The following is a 23,627-nucleotide window of genomic DNA, read 5'->3' as shown; positions in this document are numbered from 1 at the left end:
TACGCTGGCACGGATGTCTGACCGCCGCGTTCGCTCCGTGTTGCTGCTGTGCTGGCGCGACACCGGGCACCCGCAAGGCGGCGGCAGCGAGGCCTATCTGCAGCGCATCGGCGCGCAACTGGCCCAGGCCGGCGTCGCGGTGACGTTGCGGACGGCGCGCTACGACGGTGCCCCGCGACGCGAGACGGTCGACGGCGTGCAGATCAGCCGTGGCGGGGGCCGCCACACCGTGTACATCTGGGCTGGGCTGGCGATGGTGCTGGCCCGCATCGGGTTCGGGCCGCTGCGCAAGGCCAGGCCCGACGTGGTGATCGACACCCAGAACGGCATCCCGTTTTTGGCGCGGCTGGCCTACGGGCGGCGCGTCGCGGTGCTCGTGCACCACTGCCACCGCGAGCAGTGGCCGGTGGCGGGTCCGGTGCTGGGGCGGGTCGGATGGTTCGTCGAGTCGAGGCTGTCGCCGTGGGTCAACCGCCGCAACCAGTACGTCACCGTGTCGCTGCCCTCGGCACGCGACCTCGTCGGCCTCGGTGTGCATCCCGACCGGATCGCGGTGGTGCGCAACGGCCTTGACGAGGCACCCCCGGACACGTTGAGCGTGCCGCGCTCGGCAGCGCCGCGGGTCGCGGTGTTGTCCCGGTTGGTGCCGCACAAGCAGATCGAGGACGCCCTGGATGCGATCGCCGAACTGCGCAAGCGGATCCCCGATGTGCACATGGACATTCTCGGCGACGGCTGGTGGCGGCAACGGCTCGTCGACCACGCTGCGCTGCTGGGCATCGCCGACGCAGTGACCTTTCACGGACACGTCGACGATGACACCAAACACCATGTGCTGCAGAGGTGCTGGGTGCATGTGCTGCCGTCACGCAAGGAAGGTTGGGCGCTGGCGGTCACCGAAGCGGGCCAACACGCGGTGCCGACGATCGGCTACCGGTCCTCCGGCGGGCTGACCGACTCGATCATCGACGGCGTCACCGGAATGCTCGTCGACGACCACGACGAGCTGGTCGACGGCCTCGAACAGCTGTTGTCCGATCCCGTGCTGCGCGAGGAGTTGGGCGCCAAGGCCCAGACCCGCAGCGGCGAGTTCTCCTGGCGGCAGAGCGCCGAGGCCATGCACGCTGTGCTCGATTCGGTGCACGCAGGCGGCTACGTCAGCGGCGTGGTGTAGCCCGGCGCAACCGCGCCACCGTCATCCCGGCCAGGCCGGCCAGCAGCGTCGCGAGCCACACCGTGTGCGCCGCAATCAGCAGCGGGCGCGCCGACGCGCCGGGGTGGTCGCCGCCGACGCGGTAGAGGGTCAGGTGGTCGTCGGTGTAGGCGACGGGCAACGGCAAACGCTCTGTCGCACCGCCGGATTCGACGACCACCCAGCCCACGTCGGCCTCGGCGAGCAGGTTCTGGTCCGCGCTCTCGACGAGGATTTCCTGCACGTCGCGCGCGCGTTGACCCTCCCCGTACACCGTGCGCTCGCCGATCTGTAGATCACCGGTGGACAGCACGTCGGCGCGCACCCAGCGCGGCAGCGGATCCAGCACGGGCACCTCACCGGCCCACGCGAACTGGCGCATGCTGTCTACCGGCAGCACCGCGACCGGCCGCGGGTCGGCGTTGATCATCTCCGCGACCGTCGCCCAGCCCGGCGGGTACTGCACCGCGACCACCTTGCCGCCCACGCCCCACGCCAGGTCCGGCAGCGTGGCGATCAGCACCGCACAGCACAACGCCGCCGTCGCCGCGGCAGGTAGCCACCGCCGCAACGTGATGACCGCACCCGCCGCGGCCAGCGCGTAGGCGGGCATCGCCAACGCCACCCATTTCTGCGCGTCGCGCACCACCCCGAGGCCCGGGAACATCCGGATCGTCGCCTCCACCAGCGCCAGCCCCGGCCCGGTCGCCATCGCGGCCGGTACCACCACCGCGACGACGGCCAGCACCACCAGCGGCACCGCGGCCGGGCGCCGGATCAACACGGGAAGTCCGAGCGCCACGATCAACAGCAGCACAGCCGTCGCGACCAGGGCGAAAAGCGTTGTGCGCGAGTCGGGTACGGCCTCACCGTTCCAGATGCCGCCCAGCCCGGCGAGGCTGAACAGCGTGCCGAGGCCCGGTTCGGCGCGCGCCGCGAACGCCGCCGCCCCGTCGGCCTGCGACGACGACAACGAACCGGCGACCGCCGCCGCCAGCAGCCACGGCAGCGCGACCAGCACCGCGACGCCACACGTCAGCGTCGCGCACAGCCAGCGCGACCGCCCCGCACCCGGGGCGAACACACACGCCAGCGCCACCGTCGCCGCCAGCAGCAGACCGGTCGGGGTGAGCCCCGCCAACGCCAGCCAGAACACCAGCGCCCACATCGGCGCCAACGACGTCGACTCCCGCAACCGCAGCATCGCAGCCGCCACCCACGGCAGGCAGCCGTAGCCCACCAACAAGCTCCAGTGCCCCTGCAGAAGACGCTCGGCGACATACGGATTCCACACCGCGACCGTCACCGCGACGCTCTGGCCGGCCAAACCGGAGGACAGCACCTGGGCCGCCAGCCGCGCGGCGCCCCAGCCGGCCAGCCACAGCCCGGCGGTCAACAGCACCTTGACGACCACGCCGCCGTCGAGCACCGACGACGTGATCGCGACAAAGAAATCCTGCGGCAGCGCGCGGGGTGCCGCCTCGCTCAGGCCCAGCGCGGCATCCGACAGATACGAGCGCGGCGTCGACACCGCGTCGCGCAACAGCAGGTAGCCCGGGGCGAACAGCGGCGCGGTCACCGCGATGGACAGCGCCAGCGCGTAGCCGGCAGCCATCAGCGCCCGTGCAGGCGCCTGGAGTCGCGGGGTCAGACCGGTCTGTCCGGCGGCAGATCGGACGGGCGCGGCGCGGGTAGCTTCTCGGTCTGGGCCTCGGCGCCGGGCACGGGTTCAGCGGAGGATCCGCGCGTACCGAAGAAGCGGTGGTCGGCCTCGTCGAGACCCGGGTCGATCAGCGTGGATTCGGCGCGCAGGCTGAACGATCCGAGCAGCGCGCCGCCGACCAGGAACACCAGCCCCATCGCGGTGAAGGTGATCGGCAGGATGCGGCCCCACAACGCCACCCGGTCGCGCTCGTCACGCGCGCTGGCGACCTGGGATTCGACCGTCTCCTCGTTGAACGCGATCTTGTAGTCGACGAACGTCACCTCGGGGTTGAGCGGCTCACGGGCGTAGTAGTGATAGCCGTGCTCTTCGCGTTTGACGATGGTCCCCGACACCGGGTCCACCCAGAAGGTGCGCTGGGCGGCGTAATAGCGCGACATCGTGATCGGTTCTTCCGGCTCGCCGGGGACGCCCCACATCGCGGCGGTCGCGGTGACCTCGGCGTCGGCCTCGTCGTCCAACAGCGACGCATACCGCACCGGTTCGACCAGCTTGCCGTCGGCGTCGTAGCCGACGTTCTGGCTGAACCGGTAGGCGGTCAACCCGTTGACGTCCTCCTCGCCGTCGTAGTTGGCGTCGAACGCCTTCTGCGCGATCGGGTCGAAGACGGGATAGGTCTTCTTCTCGGTGTCGAACGGGAACCGGTAGGCCAGCCCCTCGTGGGGCAGCGCGATGTTGGTCGGCGGCTGCTCGTCCTCGATGGCGCGCGGCTTCTGCACGGCGCCGCCGGGATTGCTCTCGCTGGAGACCGCCTCGGCGGTGTGCCGGTCCACCGTGACGGTGTCGACCATCGCCAACAGCAGGCCGGTGTCCTGCTGTTTGTCGGTGCGGCGCAGCGTGGTGCCGACCTGCAGGGTGACGACGTCGGCGTTGGACGGCGACTCCACCGTCATCTGCTGCTGCTGGACCACCGGCACGTCACGGTCGACGACGAACACCGGCTCGTTGAGCGAGGCGGGGTCGAACGCTGCTCCCGTGCCGTCGCTGACCAGTGTGGCGTCGAGGTCCAACGGGATCTTGGCGATCTTGCCCTCGGTGTAGGTGGACAGCAACAGCGCGGCGATCAACAACGCAGCGCCGAGCCCCATGATCCCGCATGCCGCGATTCGCAGCGCCACTGCGCGGTTCAAACCGTGCCTCCTTCACCTGCGGTCACCCGCAAACCCGTTCGACACTAACAGCCCGGTTTAAGGTCGTCGCTTACTACGACCGCATCGGACGGCCACCGTGTGACGACCTATTTTCGACCATTTCCCGCTCGCGCGGCACACTGGTCGCCGTGACGGAATCCTCCGGGGTCGGCGGAACGCGCGGATTTCTGCCCGCGGTCGAGGGCATGCGGGCCTGCGCCGCAATGGGTGTGGTGGTCACTCACGTCGCCTTCCAGACCGGTCACACCGGCGGTATCGCCGGGCGGTTGTTCGGCCGGTTCGACCTCGCCGTCGCGGTGTTCTTCGCGCTCTCAGGCTTTCTGCTCTGGCGCGGCCATGCCGCCGCGGCGCGCGGGCTGCGACCGATTCCGCCGACCGGGCACTACCTGCGGTCGCGGGTGGTCCGCATCATGCCGGGCTATCTGGTGGCCGTCGTGGTCATCCTGCTGTTGCTGCCCGACGCCAAGGCCGACCTTACGGTGTGGCTGGCCAACCTCACGCTCACGCAGATCTATGTGCCGCTGACGCTGACGGCGGGCCTCACCCAGATGTGGAGCCTTTCGGTGGAGGTGGCGTTCTACCTGGTGTTGCCGCTGCTGGCGCTGGGGGTGCGGTGGGTGCCCGTGCGCGCCCGGGTACCGGTGATCGCGACGGCGGCGGTGGCCAGCCTGGCCTGGGGGCTGATCCCGTTCGACACCGCGTACGGGGTCAACGCGCTGAATTGGCCGCCGGCCTTCTTTTCCTGGTTCGCCGCGGGCATGCTGCTCGCCGAGTTGACCGTGGCTCCGATCGGGTGGGCGCACCGGTTGGCGCGGCGCCGCGTGCTGATGGCCGTCGTCGCGGTGGCGGCGTTCCTGGTTGCGGCCTCGCCGATCGCCGGTCCTGAAGGGCTCACCCCCGGCACGGTCGACCAGTTCATCGTCAAGATTGCGATGGGCGCGGTGGTGGCCGGCGCCCTGGTCGCGCCGCTGGTGCTGGACCGGCCCGACACTTCACACCGGTTGCTGGGCAGCCCGACGATGGTGACGCTGGGGCGCTGGTCCTACGGGCTGTTCATCTGGCACCTCGCCGCCCTGGCGATGGTGTTTCCCGTCATCGGCGAGTTCGCGTTCAACGGGCATATGCCGATCGTGCTGGTGCTGACGCTGGTGTTCGGCTGGGCGATCGCCGCGGTCAGCTACGGTCTTATCGAGTCGCCGTGCCGAGAGGCGCTGCGACGCTGGGAGTTCCGCCGCAAGCGGCCGGTGCCGCCGCTGGATTCCTCGGTCGACAGCGTTCCGGAACCGGTCGCGCGTTAGCTGAATTGCGCGGCCCGCCGCGCGTTAGCTGAATTGCGCGGCCCGCCGCGAGATCACCTCGTCGCGGACCGCCGAGCGGCGCGCCTTACCCGCGTCGTCGCGCAACGGGGTGTCGGTGAACTCGACGCTGCGCGGCACCTTGTAGCGCTCGATGCGTTCGGTCAGGAACGCGACGACGGCGGCCTCGTCGAGATCACCGTCGGCATGCACGATCGCGTGCGGCACCTGGCCGAGATCGCCTGTGTCGTCGGGAATCCCGACCACCAGGCAGGACAACACCTGCGGGTGGGCGGCCAGCGCCGACTCGATCTCGGCGGGGTAGACGTTGCGGCCGCCGACGGTGAACATGTCGACGCGGCGGTCGTTGAGGTAGAGGAAGCCGTCTGCGTCGAAATAGCCGAGGTCGCCGAGCGAGTCCCAGCCGTCGCGGCTTTTCGCCGTCGCGCCGACGTAGCGGTAGGTGGGTGCGCTGCCGGGTGCCGGGCGCATGTAGACCTCGCCGACGACGCCAGGCGGGCACTCGTTGCCGTCGTCGTCGAGCACCTTCATCTCGCCGGCGACGACGATCCCGACCGAACCGGGGTGGGCCAGCCACTGCTCACCGGAGATGAACGTCAACGCCTGCAGTTCGGTGCCCCCGTAGAGCTCCCAGATCACCTCGGGCCCAAGCAGATCGATCCATGCCTGCTTGACCGCCGGCGGGCACGGCGCACCCACATGCCAGAACCGTCGGATCGACGACAGGTCGTAGGCGTCGGGGTCGACCCGGTACACCGGCAACAGGCGCTGCACGATCGTGGGCACCGTCGCCAGATACGTCACCCGGTACTCGGTGACCAGGCGGAGGAACTCCTGTGGGTCGAACCGTGGCATCAACACGTTGTGATGGCCCTGCACGAGGCCGATGGCGAACGTGGTGAACCCGGTGTTGTGGCTCAACGGCACCGAGAACAGGTTGACGTCGTCGTCCTGCGTGCCCATCGCATAACCCACCAGGGCCGGAAAGCGGCTGTCACCGCCTGCCTCGATCAACTTCGGCCGCCCGGTGCTGCCGCCGGAGGCCATCGCCTTCAACACCGGCGACACCGCCTCGGGCAGCGGCGTATCCGACAGCTGCGGGTTCGGCACGAAATCCGCTGACACGCTGGGGATCTCGCCGGCCGGGTCGGCACGGCCCACGATCAGCGCGCGTGGCCGCAGCGCGAGCAGCCCGGCCAGCTCAGCGTCGGGCAGGTGCGGGGACAGCGGCTGCGGCACCGCGCCCAGCTTCCACGTCGCCACCACCGCCTGCGCCCACTCGATCGAGTTGGGCAGCACGATCGTCACGTAATCACCATGGCGCACACCGAGTTCGGCGTAAGCGCGGGCCAGCCGGTTGGTCGACTCGTCAAACTCGCGGCGGGTCAGGGTGCGCCCTTGGCAGGTGACGACCGGTGCGTCGGGCGCCTGCTGCGCGAGCCGGCTCACCTGGGTGCTGATCGGTGGGGTCTCGGACATCTCAGTCATCGTCAGTAACCGCCCGTCGCCTCGAAGATCTTGCGCGGGTTGTCGACGAGCATCGTGGTGAGCTGCTCATCGGTGACGCCGCGCTGCTTCAACGCGGGGATGACGTCGTGGTGGATGTGCAGGTAGTGCCAGTTCGGCATCACCGCGGGCACAACTTCTTCGGGCAGCCAGTCGATGAAACAGGACGCGTCGTGGGAGAGCACCATCTTGTCAGCGTGGCCGCGCTCGCACATCTGGGCGACGGTGTTCACCCGCTCCTCGAACGGCAGGAAGACGTCGACGCCGAACCGGTCCATGCCGATGTAGGACCCGTTGGCGATCAGCTCTTCCAGGTAGGCGAGGTCGGTGGTGTCGCCGCAGTGGCCGATCACGACGCGCGACAGGTCCACACCTTCGTCGGCGAAGATGCGTTGCTGTTCGAGGCCGCGGCGCGTCGCTGCGTGGGTGTGCGTGGAGATCGGCACGCCGGTCTGCCGATGCGCCTGGGCCACTGCCCGCAGCACCCGCTCCACGCCCGGGGTCAGACCGGGCTCGTCGGTGGCGCACTTGAGGATCGCGGCCCTCACGGAGGTGTCGGCGATGCCGACCTCGATATCGCGGACGAACATCTCGACCATCGGCTCGACGTCGCCGAGCATCCCGCCGGGCGCGGTGAAGTGGAAATACATCGGGACGTCGTTGTAGGTGTACACGCCCGTCGCGACCACGATGTTGATTTCGGTGGCCGCCGCGACGCGCTCGATGCGCGGAATGTAGCGGCCCATCCCGATCACGGTCAGGTCCACGATGCTGTCGACGCCGACCGCCTTCAACTCGTTGAGCCGGGCGATCGCATCGGCTTCCCGGTTGGCCTCATCACCCCACACCTCGGGGTAGTTGGCGGTGATGTCGGGGGACAGGATGAACACGTGCTCGTGCATGAGGGTGACGCCGAGGTCGGTGGTGTCGACGGGACCCCGGACGGTGTTGAGCGTTGCCACCCCGCCGATGCTAGGGCGTTTCCCTGCCGAATCCCTGCCGAACGTTCCTTACCACTCGAAAATCCGCCGCAGTTTCGAGCGGTAAGGAACGTTCGCCGGCGGCACCACAACCGACGCCGCGACCATCGCCAGCGAGGTGAGCGCCAGGAACTGCACCCCCGCCGAGTGGCCGACGTAGCCGTCGACCGAGCGCCACGGGTTCTGGCTCAGGATCGCCCCCGCTAGGATCAGGCCACCGGCCGACACCCCGACTGTGACGTCGTCGCAGAGCTTTTCGCGGTTGCGCAGCGCATGGCGGACCAGCAGCGCAGAGCCGACCACGACGACGCCGACCACCCCGGACACCACCGCGCCGACGCCCAGCACGGCGACGGTGACCCCAGCTCGGCGTGGCTGCCACACCCGGGCCGGGTCGTCGGGCTCGAGCCGCCTGCGCACCGGCACAAACGCCAGCAGCGCGAGCACGGGCAGCAACGCCAGGCCGCCGATGAGGCCGGCGCGGTAGACGGTGTTGGAGTCGAATGTCAGCGTGACGGTGCCGTCGGTGTGCGCGGGCAGCACCCAGCCCTGTTGCCAGCCGTTGACGGTGACCGGGGTCAGCGCGGAACCGTCGGCGCTGCGCGCGGTCCAACCCGGGTTGACGCTTTCGGGTACCACCAGCACCCGCGGCTGCGGCGCCGAGGACACCGTCACCTCGCGGTGATCGGCGTCCCAGACCCCGGTCTGCGCGCGGACGGTGTCGGCCGAACGGACTTCGGCGGCCAACGGCCCGGCCAGTTGCACGCCGTCCACGACGAACGCGTCGCCGGGGCTGATCACCAACTCCTGCTGTCCCGCAGGCAGATCGATCGGCCCGTCCCCGCAGGGCCGGGCGCGCACCGGCTCACCGTCGAGCAGCGCACCGACCGTGGTGGTGACCGAGGTCTGCACGAACTGTCCGGCCACCCCGATGATCGGCCCACGGCCGCAAGTCAATTCGATGGTGCGGGCCCGGTTGCGCGCGGCGTCGGCCGCGGCGATCGGCATGCCGTCGGTGTCGAGTGCGACGACCTCGGCCAGGCCGGGAGGTTTGAGCTGGTCGAAGCCGAGCGCAGTGCGGTCGATGATGTCGTCCCAGTCCAGGATCGACAGCGTCACCGTGTCGGTGACCCGGGGGGTGAGCTCCAGTGTCTGCCCGCCCGCGTCGCCGGCCAGGCGCCGCACCTGCGGTCCGTCACCGAGGTCGACGGCCACCAGCGTCGGCGTCGCGGGCAGCACCGACGAACTCGGCGTCACCCGCAGCGCGGCGACCTCGCTGGCCTGCGGCAGTTTCACGGTCAGCGTCGGCGCGGTCCGGTGCTGAACGACGCTCTGCGGCGCGGTCCACGCCGTCTCGGGGTCACCGTCGGTGGCGGCGTAGGCCGACCCGAGCACGTCGATCACATCCGAGTCGCCCATGGCGCGCGTGCTGCCGGGTGCACTGATCAGATCCGCGAGGTTGGGCCCCTGCCGGGCGCGCACCCACACTGTCGGCGTCACCGAGATCGGTTCGGGCACAGTCAGTGTCCTGCTCATGCTGACCGGCTCCTCCGGCGCCAGCGACATCGTCGCCGCACACCGCACGCCCGTCGGGCTCGGCGCGCAGCCCGGCCTGCCCAACAGCTCCGCACCCAGATCCCACTGCGCCACAGCCGAACCCGCAGGCGGGCCGGGCACGGAAACAGTGCGCCGAAGTGTGACGGGATGGGCGAAGCCGTTGGCGTCGTACTGGGTGACCGCGAAGTCGGTGATGCCGAACTGCACACCGGGGGAACCGTCCTCGGTGCCCACCGCGGTGATGCGCACCCACGGTGACTCCCCGTAGGGCAGCGCCGCGGTCAGCGGCTTACCGGGTTCGTCCACGCGCAGGGTGCTGGTGCCGTTGACGGTGGACACCTCGATGCGGTCGACCTGGGCGCCGACGGCCGTGGCGCTCGGCGTGATCGTGATCGTGGCGTTGGTGACGGGATGGTCGAAGTCGACCTGAAGCCATTGGCCGATCGCCGCCTGCAGCGCGTTGGACACCCAGGCCGTGGAGGAGTCGGCGTCCACCGCGGAGGCCGGACCGCTCGCGGGTGCGACGTGTGGCAGCGCGGTGGAGTCGGCCGACGAACTCGACACCGAGATCTGTCCGCCGTTCCACTGCCCGTACACGAGATCGGCGCCGGGAGCGGGATAGTCGATCACGCGGTTGAAGGTGTGACGCGCATCGTCGGGGGTGCGGATCGCCGACGAATGGTCGTCGACGCGGCCGTAGTCGGTTTCGCGGGCCAGCGGCGTGTCGGTCACCGTGACGACCGGAACGGGTAGGCCCGCGCGTTCGGCGTCACCGGTCAGCAGCATCGGGCCCAGCGGCGGCTGGTCGAGCAGCCGGCGCCGTTCGTCGAGGCGCAAGAGCGCCTCGGGCGCGCCGTCGACGCGGGCCATCGCGTCGGCGTCGACGAGGTAGGGCACGACGGGCGTGGTGGCCTCGACCCGATAGATCTCCACGGCCGGATAGCGCGGCCGCAACCCGCTGTCGGTGACGAACCCGGCCAGCGTGCCCGGTCCGACCGGATCGCCGAACTGCGCGACCTTGGTCAGCCCGGGCGAACCCTCCACCGCCCGGTGCACCAACACCGGCCGCGCCGACCGCGAAGTCTCGGGGTCCAAATCGTTGCGCACCACCACATACGAAATGCCCTGTCGGGCAAGGGTATCGGCGAGGCCGGCGGAGGGCCGGCCCGCGGCGAACAGTCGCTGCACGGAATCCAGCGCCCGGATGGTCTGCGGCGGGGTCAGCGGAATCGAATCCCGTACCCCCCATGGGCTTTCGCCAAGCACCTGCAGCGGTTCGTCGTGGCTGTTACCCCACACCTGGGTGGCGAACGGTGCACCGGGCGCTACCAGCACCCGGCCTTCGGTGTTGTGTTCGTCGAGCCAGGCGGCGGTCTCATGCCAGTACTGCGGGATCGCGTCGAAGGCGCCGGGCGGGGTCAGACGTCCGGTCCAGGCCAGCGACGTGGCGGCGGCCAACGCGGTCAGCACCACGAGGCCGACGGCGACGCGTTTGTCCCGTTCCAGATGCGCGAATGAATCGGTCCACTGCTCGCGCGGTGCGCTACCGGGCAGCGGGATGCGGCCAAGGAGGTGTGCCAGCCCCAACGCCAACGGCAGCCGCAGCAGCGGTTCGAGCTTGTGCAGGTTGCGCAGCGGTGTTCCGGCGTCATCGAGGAAGGCTTGCACGTAGTGCGCCACAGGCGATCCCAGGCCGCCGGAGTATCCGGTCGCCAGCAGCACGACACCGACCAACAGGATGGTGATGAGCCGTCCACGCGCGGGCATCGACCGCATCGCCAGCCCGGCCAGTCCCGCCGCGGCGACCAACGTCGTCGCCAACACCGCGACCGAACCGGTCACCAGCGACTCACCCGCCGTCGCGTTGGGGGCCACGAACGGAGTCCACGCATCGGTGCCGCGCAGCATCTCCGTCAACGACATCCACCGGGTGGTGACGCCGGAGGACTCGATGTAGTCCAGAAACGGCGGGCTGATGCGGCCCAGCAGCAGCAGCGCCACCACCCACCAGGACACCGCAAGCGCGATGCACAACGCCCACCATCCGGCGAACCGCCGCCACAGCCGGTTCGGCCGGTGGCAGGCCAGCCAGATCACCGCCGCCAGACACCCGGTCAACGTCGCCACCGCGTTGACGGCGCCCATCAGCGCGATCGCCACCGCGGATTGGCCGGCCAGCACCCGTCGGCGCGGGTCGCCCTGCAGCGCGAGGATCACCGGCAACAGCACCCACGGCGCCAACATCATCGGCAGCGTCTCCGAGGAGATGGCGCCCAGCGTGGTGAGCACCCGCGGCGACAGCGCGAACGCGGCCGCGGCGATCACCCGGGAGGTGCGGCTGCCGATACCGAGGGCTTCAGCGACCCGCAGCAGCCCCCAGAACCCGGCCGTCAGCAGCAGCGCCCACCACAGCCGCTGGGTCACCCACCCTGGGATGCCGAGCAGGTCACCGGCCAGGAAGAACGTGCCGTGCGGAAAGAGGTAGCCGTAGGCCTGGTTCTGCGCCTGCCCGAACGGCAACTCGCTGTTCCACAGGTTGAACGCGCGAGCAAGAAACCGCAGCGGGTTGGCGGTCAGGTCCAGCTTGGTGTCGGGTGAGATCTGCCCGGGCGACTGGGCGAACGTCAGGACCAGCGCCGCCGCAGCGGCCAACCACAGCCAGCGCCGCCTTAGCGGCGTGACCTTAGCTTCTGTCGCCGTACTCAACCCGGTTGAGCACCGATGACGCCGGATCGCCCGCCTGCAGCGGAGGCTTTGTGTCCTGCTGCACCATCAGCGTCACCCCGAATACGGCAGCCGCGCCGAGCAGCAGGCCGACGACAATGCTGGCGCCGGCAGGCACGAGGAACCGATCCATGCGGCCAAAACTAGCACGCGATACGACGTGGCCCGATCTGCTGCCACGGACGGCCACCGCAGTCCGCTATCGTCGAGGCCCATGGCCCTGCCCCGCGCGTTGTGCGCCGCTGTCACGATGTCCGGGCTGGTGCTGGCCTGCTCGCCCGCCGAGCCGCCCGCGCCGCCACCGTCGAGCGTGGTGACGCAGCATAAGGGCGACGTTCCGCTCGCACCGGCGCCACCTGCATGTGGGGACCCCCAGGCGATGCTGGCCGCGATGTCGACGCGCGACAAGCTCGCCCAGCTGCTGATGGTCGGTGTCTCCAACGCGGGCGAGGCCCGCACGGCCGTCGACAACCACCACGTCGGCGGCATCATGATCGGCAGCTGGACCGACCTGTCGATGCTGACCGACGGTTCGCTGGCCGAGATCGCCGGATCGGCGGGACCATTGCCGCTGGCCGTGAGCGTCGACGAGGAGGGCGGCCGGGTGTCGCGGCTGGCGCCGCTGATCGGTACGCAGCCGTCGGCGCGGGTGCTGGCGCAGACGCAGACCTCCGAGCAGGTGTACGACATCGCCCGCCAGCGCGGCCAGGCGATGCGCAACCTGGGCATCACCGTCGACTTCGCGCCGGTGGTCGACGTCTCCGATGCCGCCGACAGCACCGTGATCGGCGACCGGTCCTTCGGCTCGGACCCGGCGACCGTCACCGACTACGCCGGGGCGTACGCGCGGGGGCTGCGCGACGCGGGTGTGCTGCCCGTGCTCAAGCACTTCCCCGGCCACGGCCGCGGCTCCGGCGACTCGCACACCGGCAGCGTCACCTCACCGCCGATCGAAGAACTGCAGAGCGTCGACCTGGTGCCGTACCGCACCCTGGCCGGACAGGCGCCCGTCGGCGTCATGGTCGGCCACCTGCAGGTGCCCGGGCTGACCGGCAGCGACCCGGCCAGCCTGAGCCCGCCCGTCTACGGGATGCTGCGCACCGGCGAGTACGGCGGCCCGGCGTTCAACGGGCCGATCTTCACCGACGACCTGTCGGGAATGCAGGCGATATCCGACCAGTTCGGGGTGGCCGAGGCGGTGCTGCGCGGGCTGCAGGCCGGGGCCGACACCGCGCTGTGGGTGAGCAGCGCCGAGGTGCCCGCCGTGCTGGACCGGCTGGAGAAGGCGCTGGAGGCGGGCGAGCTGACGATGGGCAACGTCGACGCCTCGGTGATGCGCATCGCCGGGGTCAAGGGCCCGAATCCGCGCTGTTAGTTCCCGCGTGACGGCCATTGCTTACTCTGGAGTAATGGCCGGAGGTACCAAGCGTTTGCCGCGCGCTGTGCGTGAACAGCAGATGCTGGACGCCGCCGTGCAGATTTTCTCGGTGAACGGCTACCACGAGACGTCGATGGACGCCATCGCCGCCGAGGCGCAGATCTCCAAACCGATGCTGTACCTGTACTACGGCTCAAAGGAGGAGTTGTTCGGCGCGTGCCTCGACCGGGAGCTGTCACGGTTCGTCGACGAGGTCCGCAGGCAGATCGACTTCAAGCAGAGCCCCAAGGACATGCTGCGTAACGCCGTGCTGGCGTTTTTGACCTACATCGACGCCAACCGGGCGTCGTGGATGGTGCTCTACAACCAGGCGACCAGCAGCCAGGCGTTCGCCCACACCGTGCGCGAGGGCCGCGAACGCATCATCGACCTCGTCGGCCGGCTGCTCACCTCGGGGACCCGCAACCCCGAGCCCGATACCGACTTCGACATGATGGCCGTCGCGCTGGTGGGCGCCGGTGAGGCGGTGGCCAGCCGGGTCAGCACCGGCGACGCCGATGTCAACGAAGCCGCCGAGCTGATGATCAACCTGTTCTGGCGGGGCCTGAAGGGCACGCCGTCCGATCATCCAATCGAGCACGGATCGCCGTCATCAGCCGTCGAGACTGCTGCTGGATCGCAGAACTGAGCCGAACCGCGATCTGTACGCAGTCTCGGCGCAGGACTACAGCGAGCGGACCGTGCCCGTCAGATGCAAGTCACCCTTCTTCAAGTGGCGCAACGTCAGATCCCATCCGTCGGACACCCGGTCCACGTAGAGACCCGCGCTGGCCGGCAGCACCACCGGCTTGGCGAACTTCACCGAATACTTCACCGCATCCGGTAGCTGGCCCTCGATGTTCGCCAGAACCGCTGCCGCGGTGAACATCCCGTGCGCGATCACCGTCGGGAACCCGAACAGCTTGGCTGCGACCGCGTTGGTGTGGATCGGATTGTGATCCCCGCCGACCGACGCGTACTGCCGGATCTGGCCGGGCGTGATGCGCAGCACCGCATTCGGCGGGCCCAGCTTCGGCTGCTTCTGCGGTGGCGGCTTGGGCTCATCGGACAGGCTGGTGCGCTGCTGATGCAGAAACGTCGTCACCTGATGCCACGCCTGTTCGTTGCCGACATTCACATCGGTGATGATGTCGACCAGCAACCCGCGCCGGTGCTCGCGCATGTTCTCGGCATGCACCCGCACCGACACCGTGTCGGTGACCTTGATCGGCCGGTACTGCGTGATGTGGTTCTCGATATGCACCGAACCCATTGCCGGAAACGGGAAGTCGAAGCCGGTGATCAACTCCATCACGGTCGGGAACGTCAACGCGAACGGATACGTCAGCGGCACCGCGTCACCGAACTGCAACCCGGTGACGTTCGCGTACGCCGCGACGTTCGCGGCGTCGATGTCCACGTCCTCGACCGTCAGCGTGCGGTCCGGCAGCTTGTCGTCGCGCGGGATGAACGGCAGGGCGCCGACGACCGCGCGCAGCATGTTGTTCACCTGATCAAGCCCCCAGCCACGCTTGTCCGCACACCCGGATCGTGTTGCCGGTGACGGCATTTGACGCCGGGCTCGCGAAATAGGCGATGGTCTCGGCCACGTCGACCGGCTTGCCGCCCTGATACAGCGAGTTCAGCCGGCGGCCCACCTCCCGCGTGGCCACCGGAATGGCCTCGGTCATCTTGGTCTCGATGAAACCCGGCGCAACCGCGTTGACGGTGACCGCCTTGTCGGCGTACGCCTCGGCCAGCGCGTCGGTGAGCCCGATCATGCCCGCCTTGGTGGCCGCGTAGTTGGTCTGGCCGCGGTTGCCCGCGATACCCGCCATCGACGAAAGCCCGACGACCCGGCCGCCGTCGCCGATCACCCCGTTGCCCACCAGGCCCTCGGTAAGCCGAAGCGGCGCAAGCAGGTTCACTGCGACGACGGAGTCCCAGCGGCTCTCGTCCATGTTGGCCAACAGCTTGTCGCGGGTGATGCCGGCGTTGTTGACCAGGATGTCGGCGCGGCCCCCGAAATCGGAGTAGTTCTCCCGCAGGTGCTCGGTGATCTTGTCGACGGCGTCGTCGGCGGTGACGTCAAGCGTCAGCGCCGTGCCACCCACCTTCGTCGCCGTCACCCCAAGCGGCTCGTGCGCGCTTTCCACGTCGATGCACAACACGCGGGCGCCGTCGCGCGCGAAGACCTCGGCGATCGTCGCACCGATGCCGCGCGCCGCCCCCGTGACGATCGCGACCTTGCCGTCCAGGGGCTTGTCCCAGTCCGCCGGCGGCGACGAATCCGCCGCGCCCACTGAGAACACCTGCCCGCCGACGTAGGCCGACTTGCCCGACAGCAGGAACCGCATCGTCGACTCCAGCCCCGTGGCGCCCGGTTTCGCGGAGGCTGACAAATACACGAGGTTCGTCGTCGCGCCGCGCCGCAACTCCTTGCCGAGCGAGCGGGTGAACCCCTCCAGCGCGCGCTGTGCGATGCGCTCATGGGGGCTGCCGGCCTCCTCGGGGATGGTGCCGACGACGACGATGCGCCCGGACGGCCCGAGGTTGCGCAGCACGGGGGTGAAGAACTCGTAGAGCTGCCTCAACCCGGCCGGGTCGGTGATGCCGGTGGCGTCGAACACCAGCCCGCCGAACGAGTCGGCCCACCGGCCGCCGAGGTTGTTCGACACCACCTCGTAGTCCTCGGCCAGCGCGGTGCGCAGCGGTTCGACGACGCGGCCGTCCCCGCCGATGAGCAGCGTGCCTGCCAGCGGCGGCGCACCCGGCTTGTAGCGACGCAACGTCTCGGGTTGCGGGATGCCGAGCTGCTTGGCGAGGAACGATCCGGGCGTCGAATGGACGATTTGCGAATACAGATCGGTAGCCATGTGAACGAACTTACTCCAGAGTAAGAAGAGTGGGTACTATGGGTTTCATGGCTAGTGATACCCACCGACGGGTCGCCATCCTCGGCGGCAACCGAATTCCTTTCGCCCGCTCGGATGGCGCCTATGCAAACGCCTCCAACCAGGACATGTTCACCGCGGCGCTGGGTGGGCTGATCGACCGGTTCAACCTCGACGGCGAGAGACTCGGGGCCGTGATCGGCGGCGCCGTGCTCAAACACAGTCGCGACTTCAACCTGATGCGTGAATGCGTGTTGGGCAGCGCGCTGTCGTCGTATACCCCGGCGTTCGACCTGCAGCAGGCGTGCGGCACCGGGCTGCAGGCCGCGATCTCGGCGGCCGACGGCATCGCGGCGGGACGCTACGACGTCGCCGCTGCCGGCGGGGTTGACACCACCTCCGACGCTCCGATCGCGTTCGGCAACGACCTGCGGCGCGTGCTGCTGGGTCTGCGCCGGTCCAAGTCCAACCTGGAACGGCTCAAGCTGGTCGGCAAGCTGCCCGCCGCGATCGGCGTGGAAATCCCCGTCAACAGCGAACCCCGCACCGGCATGTCGATGGGTGAGCACGCCGCCGTCACCGCCAAGGAGATGGGCATCAAGCGCACCGATCAGGACGAGCTTGCCGCGGCCAGCCACCGCAACATGGCCGCCGCCTACGACCGCGGCTTCTTCGACGACCTCGTCACCCCGTTCCTCGGGCTGTACCGCGACAACAACCTGCGCGCGGACTCCTCGGCGGAGAAGCTCGCCAAGCTCAAGCCGGTGTTCGGCGCCAAACAAGGTGACGCGACGATGACCGCGGGCAACTCGACGCCGCTGACCGACGGCGCCTCGGTCGCGCTGCTCGCGACGCCGGAGTGGGCCGCCGAACGCGGCATCGAACCGATGGCCTACTGGGTCGACGCGGAAACCGCGGCGGTCGACTACGTCAACGGCCGCGACGGCCTGTTGATGGCGCCGACGTATGCGGTGCCGCGGCTGTTGGCCCGCAACAATCTGGCGCTGCAGGATTTCGACTTCTACGAGATCCACGAGGCGTTCGCGTCGGTGGTGCTCGCGCACATGCAGGCGTGGGAGTCCGAGGAGTACTGCAAGGAGCGGCTGGGCCTGGACAAGGCGCTGGGCAGCATCGACCGCTCCAAGCTCAACGTCAACGGTTCCTCCATCGCCGCGGGACACCCGTTCGCGGCCACCGGCGGGCGCATCGTCGCGCAGATGGCCAAGCAGCTCAGCGAGAAGAAAAAGGAGACCTGGCAGCCCGTGCGCGGCCTGATCTCGATCTGCGCCGCTGGTGGACAGGGCGTTACCGCCATCCTCGAGGCGTAAAACAACTAGATCGAAAATTGTTTTCGCGGGGGCTGTAACGCTTCCGTCGGGTCGGTCGATAGTCCGGATAGCTCCGTATTGCCGTCTGACCCCCCGACCCGATGGCAATACGGGGCTCTTAACTTTTTCAGGCCGTGCTTCGATGGTGGGATGCAGACCAGCCTCGCCCTCACCGGACTCCTACCCGACGCCGACGGCCGTTCCCCGATCGACGCGACCGTGGCGCGGCTGGCGTCGTTGCGCGACGAGGGGTTTCGTCGGGTGTGGATGGCGCAGTTGCCCTACGACCCCGACCTGTTGACCGTGCTGGCGGTCGTGTTCCGCGAGGTCGACACGATCGAGATCGCCTCCGGTGTCATCCCGATCCAGATCCAGCACCCCACCCAGTTGGCGCAACGGGCGCTGACGCTGAACACCATCGCCGACGGCCGCTTTCACCTCGGCGTCGGCCTGAGCCACCGGATGGTCACCGAAGGGGTGTGGGGCATTTCGTATGACCGGCCGGTGCGCCAGATGCGCGAGTACCTCGACGCGCTGCTGCCGCTGCTGTCCGGTGCGCCCGCCGACGCCTCCGGGGAGTTCTGGACGACGCGTGGTTCGCTGCAGATCCCCGGTGCGCCGACGCCCGACGTCTACCTCGCCGCGCTTGGCCCGCAGATGCTGCGCCTGGCGGGGCGGCGCAGCGCGGGCACGATGACATGGATGACCGGGCCCAAGACGTTGGCCGGCCACATCGTGCCGGCCCTGCGTACCGCGGCCGCGGAAGCCGGACGCGACGAGTCCGCGGTGCGGGTGGTCGCGTCACTGCCGGTCGCGGTCACCGACGACGTCGACGCAGTGCGGGCCGTCGCCGCCGAACAGTTCGCGATCTACGGGCAGCTGCCGTCGTACCGGGCGATGCTCGACCGGGAGGGATACGCCGGACCCGAGGACGCGGCGATCATCGGCGACGAGAAAACGGTGGCCGACCGCCTGGCTGAACTGGGCTCGTCGGGCGTCGACGAGTTCGTCGGCGGCGTCTTCGACACCGACCCCGAGGGCCGCGCGCGCACCCGCGCGCTGCTGCGCTCGATCGACTCCTGAAGCCCCGAAATAGCCTCTGGTGTGACGCCGGACACAGGCGTACGATCGGTCGCACGACGGGTTCGGGAGTGACTGATCCGAAGAGCTGGCAAAGGTTGAAAGCCGGTCGCGCGAGACTAATACGCGGCGCACCTAAGTGTCCTCCCGAACCCGCCCTATTTGTGCGGGCAGTCGGCGTCGAGAACTAGTCGCCGCCGCGTGCCCCGCCGGTGCGGCCGTTGCCGATCTTGACCCGCGGTGTCGAGGCGGACCCAGTTCCGGCGCTCGATGAGCTACCGCTGCTGCCCGAGCGCACACTGCCGGAGCCAGTGGAGCCGCTGGACCCCGTGGACCCGGTGGAGAAGTCCGAGCCCGCCGAAGACGAACCCGATGGGCTGGTCATCGAACCCGAGCGGCTGCTGCCGGCGTTGCGTTCGGCCCAGGTTCCGGTGCGCGTCTCTTGCTCCGGGGCGGATTGCGTTGCGCCGGAGGGGCTTCCGGCTGCAGCGGCGTTGGTCGGGCGGGCGACCGCGCGGGTGCTGCCGACCGCCCGTGTCGGCCCGCTGATCGGCGGCAGGTAACCGGGTGGCTCGCCGGTGCCGTAGGCCTCGGCCCACCCCAGCACGTTGAGGGTGTAGGGCATCGAGTTGTTGTAGCGCAACACCGCGGTGATCAGCTGGGACCGATCGCGCAGGTCGAGTCCTCCGCTGCACAGGTAGCGCGCGGCGGCCAGGGTGGCGTCGAACAGGTTCTGCGGTTCGGCGTGCCCGTCGCCGTTCCCGTCGGCGCCGAACAGGTCCCAGGTGCTGGGCAGGAACTGCATGGGACCCATCGCCCTGGCGTACACCGTGCGACCACTGTTGCGGGCCGCGACGATGATCTCGTTGCCGGGCAGCGAACCGTCGAGCGTCGGCCCGAAGATCGGTTCGACGGCCGTGCCACGGTGATCGGCCTTGCCGCCGAACGCGTGCCGGGATTCGATCTGCCCGATGCCGGCCAGCAGGTTCCAGCTGAGGCCGCAGCCCGGTGCGGCGCGGGCCATCAGGCCGTCGGCGTTGCGGTACGCGGTCAGCGCGATCGCGGGGATGTTGACGACGCCGGGCGCGCTGACGGCGGGAGGCGGGGGCGGCCCGATGACATGTGAAACGGTCGACGTGCCCTCTGAACGCGCCGGTACCAGCGGACCGCCCGGAATGAAGGGCTGCGGCGCGACGGCGGCCAACGGGCGTACCGCGACGCCGTCGTGAACGGCCACGAGCAGGCTCGGCGCCGTCGCGACGGCGCTGGTCACGACTATCCGAGCGACCACACCGGCCCCGGCGGCCGGGCTGCGAGCGGCTCGGCTGATGCGCCGACGGATCCGCTCGATGGTCCTACGGGCCCGGGCGTTGCCCCCTTGCTGCACTGGCCTCGTCCTCGTCGTTGATTTCCGCCCATCATAGGTTCCGACGATCGGCCGACACGCCGCACGGGGCTTGCTGAGTGTGGACTTGTGTCACGCCCTGGAGCGCTTCGCGTGGCATAACCCAACACTCGGCGACCGGGGGAGACCCCCGCAACGCAAATGGCCCCCGGGAAGAGACCGGGGGCCATTTGGTACGAGACGACTGGGAAGGCTTTAGAAGGCCGCCTCGTCGAGTTCCATCACATCGTTGTCGAGGTTTTCGATGATGTGGCGGGTGCTGGTCAGCATCGGCAGGTAGTTCTTCGCGAAGAACGACGCCACCGCGACCTTGCCCTCGTAGAAGGCGCGCTCATCGCCCTCGGCGCCGGCGTCGAGCTTGTCGATCGCCACCGCCGCGTGCTGCTGCAGCAGCCAGCCGATGACCAGGTCGCCGACGCTCATCAGGAAGCGCACCGAGCCCAGGCCGACCTTGTACAGCTCGGCCGGGTTCTCCTGCGCCGACATCAGATAACCGGTCAGCGAGGCGGCCATGGCCTGGACGTCCTCGAGCGCGGTCGCCAGCAGCTTGCGCTCGGCCTTCAACCGCCCGTTGCCGGATTCGTTCTTGACGAACTGCTCGATCTGCCCGGACACGTGCGACAGCGCCACACCCTTGTCGCGGACGATCTTGCGGAAGAAGAAGTCCTGCGCCTGGATGGCCGTGGTGCCCTCGTACAGCGAGTCGATCTTGGCGTCACGGATGTACTGCTCGATCGGGTAGTCCTGCAGGAAGCCCGAACCGCCCAACGTCTGCAGGCTCTCGGTCAGCTTGGCGTAGGCCTGCTCCGAGCCGACACCCTTGACGATCGGCAGCATCAGGTCGTTGACCCGCACCGCCAGATCGGCGTCGACGTCGTGCAGCGTCTTGGCCACCGCCGAGTCCTGATAGGTGGCGGTGTAGAGGTACAGCGCACGCAGACCCTCGGCGTAGGCCTTCTGGGTCATCAGCGACCGCCGCACGTCCGGGTGGTGCGTGATGGTCACCCGCGGTGCGGTCTTGTCGGTCATCTGGGTCATGTCGGCGCCCTGCACACGCTCCTTGGCGTACTCGAGCGCGTTGAGGTAACCGGTCGACAGCGTGGCAATCGCCTTGGTGCCCACCATCATCCGGGCCTGCTCGATGACCTCGAACATCTGCGCGATGCCGTCGTGCACCTCGCCGACCAGCCAGCCCTTGGCGGGCACGTCGTGCTGACCGAACGCCAACTCACAGGTGGCCGAAACCTTAAGGCCCATCTTGTGCTCGACGTTGGTGACGAAGGCACCGTTGCGCTCACCGAGCTCACCGGTCTCCGGGTCGAAGTGGAACTTGGGCACGAAGAACAGCGACAGCCCCTTGGTGCCCGGGCCTGCGCCCTCGGGGCGGGCCAGCACCAGGTGCATGATGTTCTCGAACAGATCGTCGGAGTCGGCGGACGTGATGAACCGCTTCACACCCTCGATGTGCCACGAGCCGTCGGGCTGCTCGACCGCCTTGGTGCGGCCCGCGCCGACGTCGGAGCCGGCGTCCGGCTCGGTCAGCACCATGGTGGCGCCCCAGTTGTGCTCGGCGGCCATCTTGGCCCACTTCTTCTGCTCTTCGGTGCCCAGGTTGTAGAAGATCTGGGCCATGCCCGGACCCATCGCGTACATGTACGCGGCCGGGTTGGCGCCGAGGATGTGCTCGATCAGCGCCCACTGCAGCGCGCGGGGCATCGGCATACCGCCGAGCTCCTCGTCGATGCCGGCCTTGTCCCAGCCGGCCTCGAACAGCGCGTGCATCGACTTCTTGAACGACTCCGGCAGCGTCACCGAATGGGTCTCCGGGTCGAACACCGGCGGATTGCGGTCTGCGTCGGCGAACGACTCCGCGATCGGGCCTTCGGCCAACCGCGCCACCTCAGCCAGCATTTCGCGGGCGGTGTCGAGGTCCAGGTCGGCGTAGTCGCCTTCGCCGAACGCCTTGTCGACGCCATATACCTCGAACAGGTTGAACACCTGGTCGCGAACGTTGCTCTTGTAGTGGCTCACGGTTCCTCCTCATCGAGACGGCCACTTGCGGTTGGGTACTTAGTCCTAAGTTACCCACCAGTAACTGGCCCAAACTATACCGTTCAGTAACTTCAACACAAAGCAGGTGTGAGCTATTTCAATCTGCTGGTGGTCCGGGCCGGTTCCAGAGGTGCCAAAGTGGCAGTTGACACGTGTTTCACCTGCGGTTTCACCACTCTGTGACGATCATCACGGACACGCCCGTTAGGGTGTGCGGGTGCAGCGGGTGGCGGTGTGGGGAACGGGAAACATGGGGTCGGCGGCCATCAGGTCGACGGTGGCGTTTCCGGGGTTGCGGTTGTGCGGGATCGTCACCTCGTCACCGGACAAGGCCGGCCGGGACGCGGCGAGCTTTGCCGGGCTGGATCGACCGACCGGCGTCACTGCCAGCACCGACGTCGACGCGGTTCTTGCGCAATGCGACGCGGTGGCCTACATGGCCTCCGGCGACATCCGCCCCGACGACGCCGTCACCGACATCGAGCGCTGCCTGCGCGCTGGCAAGCACGTGGTGACGCCGTCGCTGTACTCCCTCTACGACCCGCGTTCGGCGCCGCCGGACTGGGTCGAGCGGTTGACCAGGGCCGCCACCGACGGCGGGTCCACGCTGTTGGTCAGCGGCGTGGACCCCGGCTGGGGTAATGACGCCCTCGCCGTCCTGGCGGCCGGGCTGTGCACGCGCATCCGGACCATCCGTTGCCAGGAGATCTTCGACTACTCGACATATGACCAGCCGCACGCGGTGAAGGTGCTCTGTGGTTTCGGCGGCCCGATGGAGGAGACGCCGATGATGCTGCTGCCGTCCATCCCGACGATGGTGTGGGGTGGCAACCTGCGGCTGATCGGGCGCGGTCTGGGGCTGCAGATCGACGAGATCGCCGAGGACGTCCAGCGCCGGCCGCTGGAATCGTCCGTCGACACCGTGATGGGCCGGTTCGAGAAGGGCACGCAGGGTGCGTTCTGGCTCAAGGTGATCGGCAAGGCCGACGGGCGCGAACGCATCGTCATCGACCACATCACCCGCATCCATCCCTCGTGCGCACCCGACTGGCCCCAACCCGACGAGGGCGCAGGCGATCACCGCGTGATCATCGACGGCGACCCGCAGTTGACGCTCGTGAGCCGCGCCGACGTGCCGGGTGGCACCCGCGCCGACGGCGGCAACACGACCGCGGCCAACCGCCTGCTCGGCGCGCTGAACTGGCTGGCCGACCAGAAGCCCGGTATCTACGACGGCCTCGATGTGCCGATGCAGTCGGCGCTACCGCCGGAGGTGGAGGCACAGCGTTGGGCCGACTGAGG

General features: G+C 69.1%; 17 protein-coding genes. 7 read left to right on the top strand and 10 right to left on the bottom strand.

Annotated features, from left to right (window positions below; translation table 11 throughout):
- The first annotated feature begins 13 nt into the window (after positions 1 to 13).
- Positions 14 to 1,174, top strand: a complete 1,161-nt coding sequence (locus ABQE93_RS02790) for a glycosyltransferase family 4 protein (RefSeq protein WP_448405738.1) — start codon at positions 14 to 16, stop codon at positions 1,172 to 1,174.
- Here ABQE93_RS02790 and ABQE93_RS02785 read toward each other — a convergent pair.
- Positions 1,158 to 2,807: an MmpA family trehalose lipid delivery protein gene (locus ABQE93_RS02785; protein WP_448405737.1), complete on the bottom strand. Its 1,650-nt coding sequence runs from the start codon at positions 2,805 to 2,807 to the stop codon at positions 1,158 to 1,160. The genes ABQE93_RS02790 and ABQE93_RS02785 overlap by 17 nt on opposite strands.
- Before the next feature lie 32 nt (positions 2,808 to 2,839).
- Positions 2,840 to 4,045, bottom strand: a complete 1,206-nt coding sequence (locus tag ABQE93_RS02780; RefSeq protein ID WP_448405736.1) for a cell envelope lipid trafficking protein PgfA — start codon at positions 4,043 to 4,045, stop codon at positions 2,840 to 2,842.
- Between the two features lie 206 nt (positions 4,046 to 4,251).
- Here ABQE93_RS02780 and ABQE93_RS02775 point away from each other — a divergent pair, with 206 nt between their 5' ends.
- Positions 4,252 to 5,364, top strand: coding sequence for an acyltransferase family protein (locus tag ABQE93_RS02775; protein WP_448406503.1), 1,113 nt, complete (start codon positions 4,252 to 4,254; stop codon positions 5,362 to 5,364).
- Positions 5,365 to 5,388: 24 nt separating this feature from the next.
- On the opposite strand, the gene ABQE93_RS02770 is transcribed toward ABQE93_RS02775, so the two are convergent.
- From ABQE93_RS02770 to ABQE93_RS02755, 4 genes are read right to left on the bottom strand one after another with little or no spacing between them, the layout of a single operon-like run.
- Complete coding sequence (locus tag ABQE93_RS02770) at positions 5,389 to 6,861, bottom strand: AMP-binding protein (RefSeq protein WP_448405735.1); 1,473 nt, start codon at positions 6,859 to 6,861, stop codon at positions 5,389 to 5,391.
- Positions 6,862 to 6,872: 11 nt separating this feature from the next.
- Positions 6,873 to 7,850, bottom strand: coding sequence for a phosphotriesterase family protein (locus ABQE93_RS02765; protein ID WP_448405734.1), 978 nt, complete (start codon positions 7,848 to 7,850; stop codon positions 6,873 to 6,875).
- Between the two features lie 48 nt (positions 7,851 to 7,898).
- Positions 7,899 to 12,131 (bottom strand): DUF3367 domain-containing protein, encoded by a 4,233-nt coding sequence (locus ABQE93_RS02760; protein WP_448405733.1) that lies wholly within the window; start codon positions 12,129 to 12,131, stop codon positions 7,899 to 7,901.
- Positions 12,109 to 12,282, bottom strand: coding sequence for a DUF2613 domain-containing protein (locus ABQE93_RS02755; protein WP_064890250.1), 174 nt, complete (start codon positions 12,280 to 12,282; stop codon positions 12,109 to 12,111). Before ABQE93_RS02755 ends, ABQE93_RS02760 begins: the two co-directional genes overlap by 23 nt.
- 81 nt (positions 12,283 to 12,363) lie before the next feature.
- On the opposite strand from ABQE93_RS02755, the gene ABQE93_RS02750 reads away from it, so the two are divergent.
- Entirely contained in the window at positions 12,364 to 13,524 is a 1,161-nt protein-coding gene (locus tag ABQE93_RS02750) for a glycoside hydrolase family 3 N-terminal domain-containing protein (protein ID WP_448405732.1), read from the top strand.
- Positions 13,525 to 13,558: 34 nt separating this feature from the next.
- Positions 13,559 to 14,215 carry a TetR/AcrR family transcriptional regulator gene (locus ABQE93_RS02745; protein WP_448405731.1) on the top strand — a complete coding sequence of 219 codons (657 nt, stop codon included), beginning with the start codon at positions 13,559 to 13,561 and terminating at the stop codon, positions 14,213 to 14,215.
- Between the two features lie 36 nt (positions 14,216 to 14,251).
- On the opposite strand, the gene ABQE93_RS02740 is transcribed toward ABQE93_RS02745, so the two are convergent.
- Positions 14,252 to 15,067 carry a MaoC/PaaZ C-terminal domain-containing protein gene (locus ABQE93_RS02740; RefSeq protein ID WP_448406502.1) on the bottom strand — a complete coding sequence of 272 codons (816 nt, stop codon included), beginning with the start codon at positions 15,065 to 15,067 and terminating at the stop codon, positions 14,252 to 14,254.
- Between the two features lie 13 nt (positions 15,068 to 15,080).
- Complete coding sequence (locus ABQE93_RS02735; RefSeq protein WP_448405730.1) at positions 15,081 to 16,442, bottom strand: 3-oxoacyl-ACP reductase; 1,362 nt, start codon at positions 16,440 to 16,442, stop codon at positions 15,081 to 15,083.
- 47 nt (positions 16,443 to 16,489) lie between these two features.
- Here ABQE93_RS02735 and ABQE93_RS02730 point away from each other — a divergent pair, with 47 nt between their 5' ends.
- Together ABQE93_RS02730 and ABQE93_RS02725 are read left to right on the top strand one after the other, a co-directional pair.
- Positions 16,490 to 17,788, top strand: coding sequence for an acetyl-CoA C-acetyltransferase (locus ABQE93_RS02730; protein ID WP_448405729.1), 1,299 nt, complete (start codon positions 16,490 to 16,492; stop codon positions 17,786 to 17,788).
- 150 nt (positions 17,789 to 17,938) lie between these two features.
- Positions 17,939 to 18,871 (top strand): TIGR03564 family F420-dependent LLM class oxidoreductase, encoded by a 933-nt coding sequence (locus ABQE93_RS02725; RefSeq protein WP_448405728.1) that lies wholly within the window; start codon positions 17,939 to 17,941, stop codon positions 18,869 to 18,871.
- Between the two features lie 184 nt (positions 18,872 to 19,055).
- Here the strand turns inward: ABQE93_RS02725 and ABQE93_RS02720 are convergent, their stop codons facing one another.
- Positions 19,056 to 20,141: a lytic transglycosylase domain-containing protein gene (locus tag ABQE93_RS02720; protein ID WP_448405727.1), complete on the bottom strand. Its 1,086-nt coding sequence runs from the start codon at positions 20,139 to 20,141 to the stop codon at positions 19,056 to 19,058.
- A 327-nt stretch (positions 20,142 to 20,468) separates the two neighbouring features.
- Positions 20,469 to 22,304, bottom strand: a complete 1,836-nt coding sequence (locus ABQE93_RS02715; RefSeq protein WP_448405726.1) for an acyl-CoA dehydrogenase — start codon at positions 22,302 to 22,304, stop codon at positions 20,469 to 20,471.
- 238 nt (positions 22,305 to 22,542) lie between these two features.
- Here ABQE93_RS02715 and ABQE93_RS02710 point away from each other — a divergent pair, with 238 nt between their 5' ends.
- Positions 22,543 to 23,625, top strand: coding sequence for an NAD(P)H-dependent amine dehydrogenase family protein (locus ABQE93_RS02710; protein WP_448405725.1), 1,083 nt, complete (start codon positions 22,543 to 22,545; stop codon positions 23,623 to 23,625).
- Positions 23,626 to 23,627 lie beyond the last annotated feature (2 nt).

This window comes from Mycolicibacterium sp. XJ662 (genome assembly GCF_053484035.1).
Note: the sequence above shows the minus strand (reverse complement) of the source record. Positions and strands in the feature narration are given on the sequence as shown.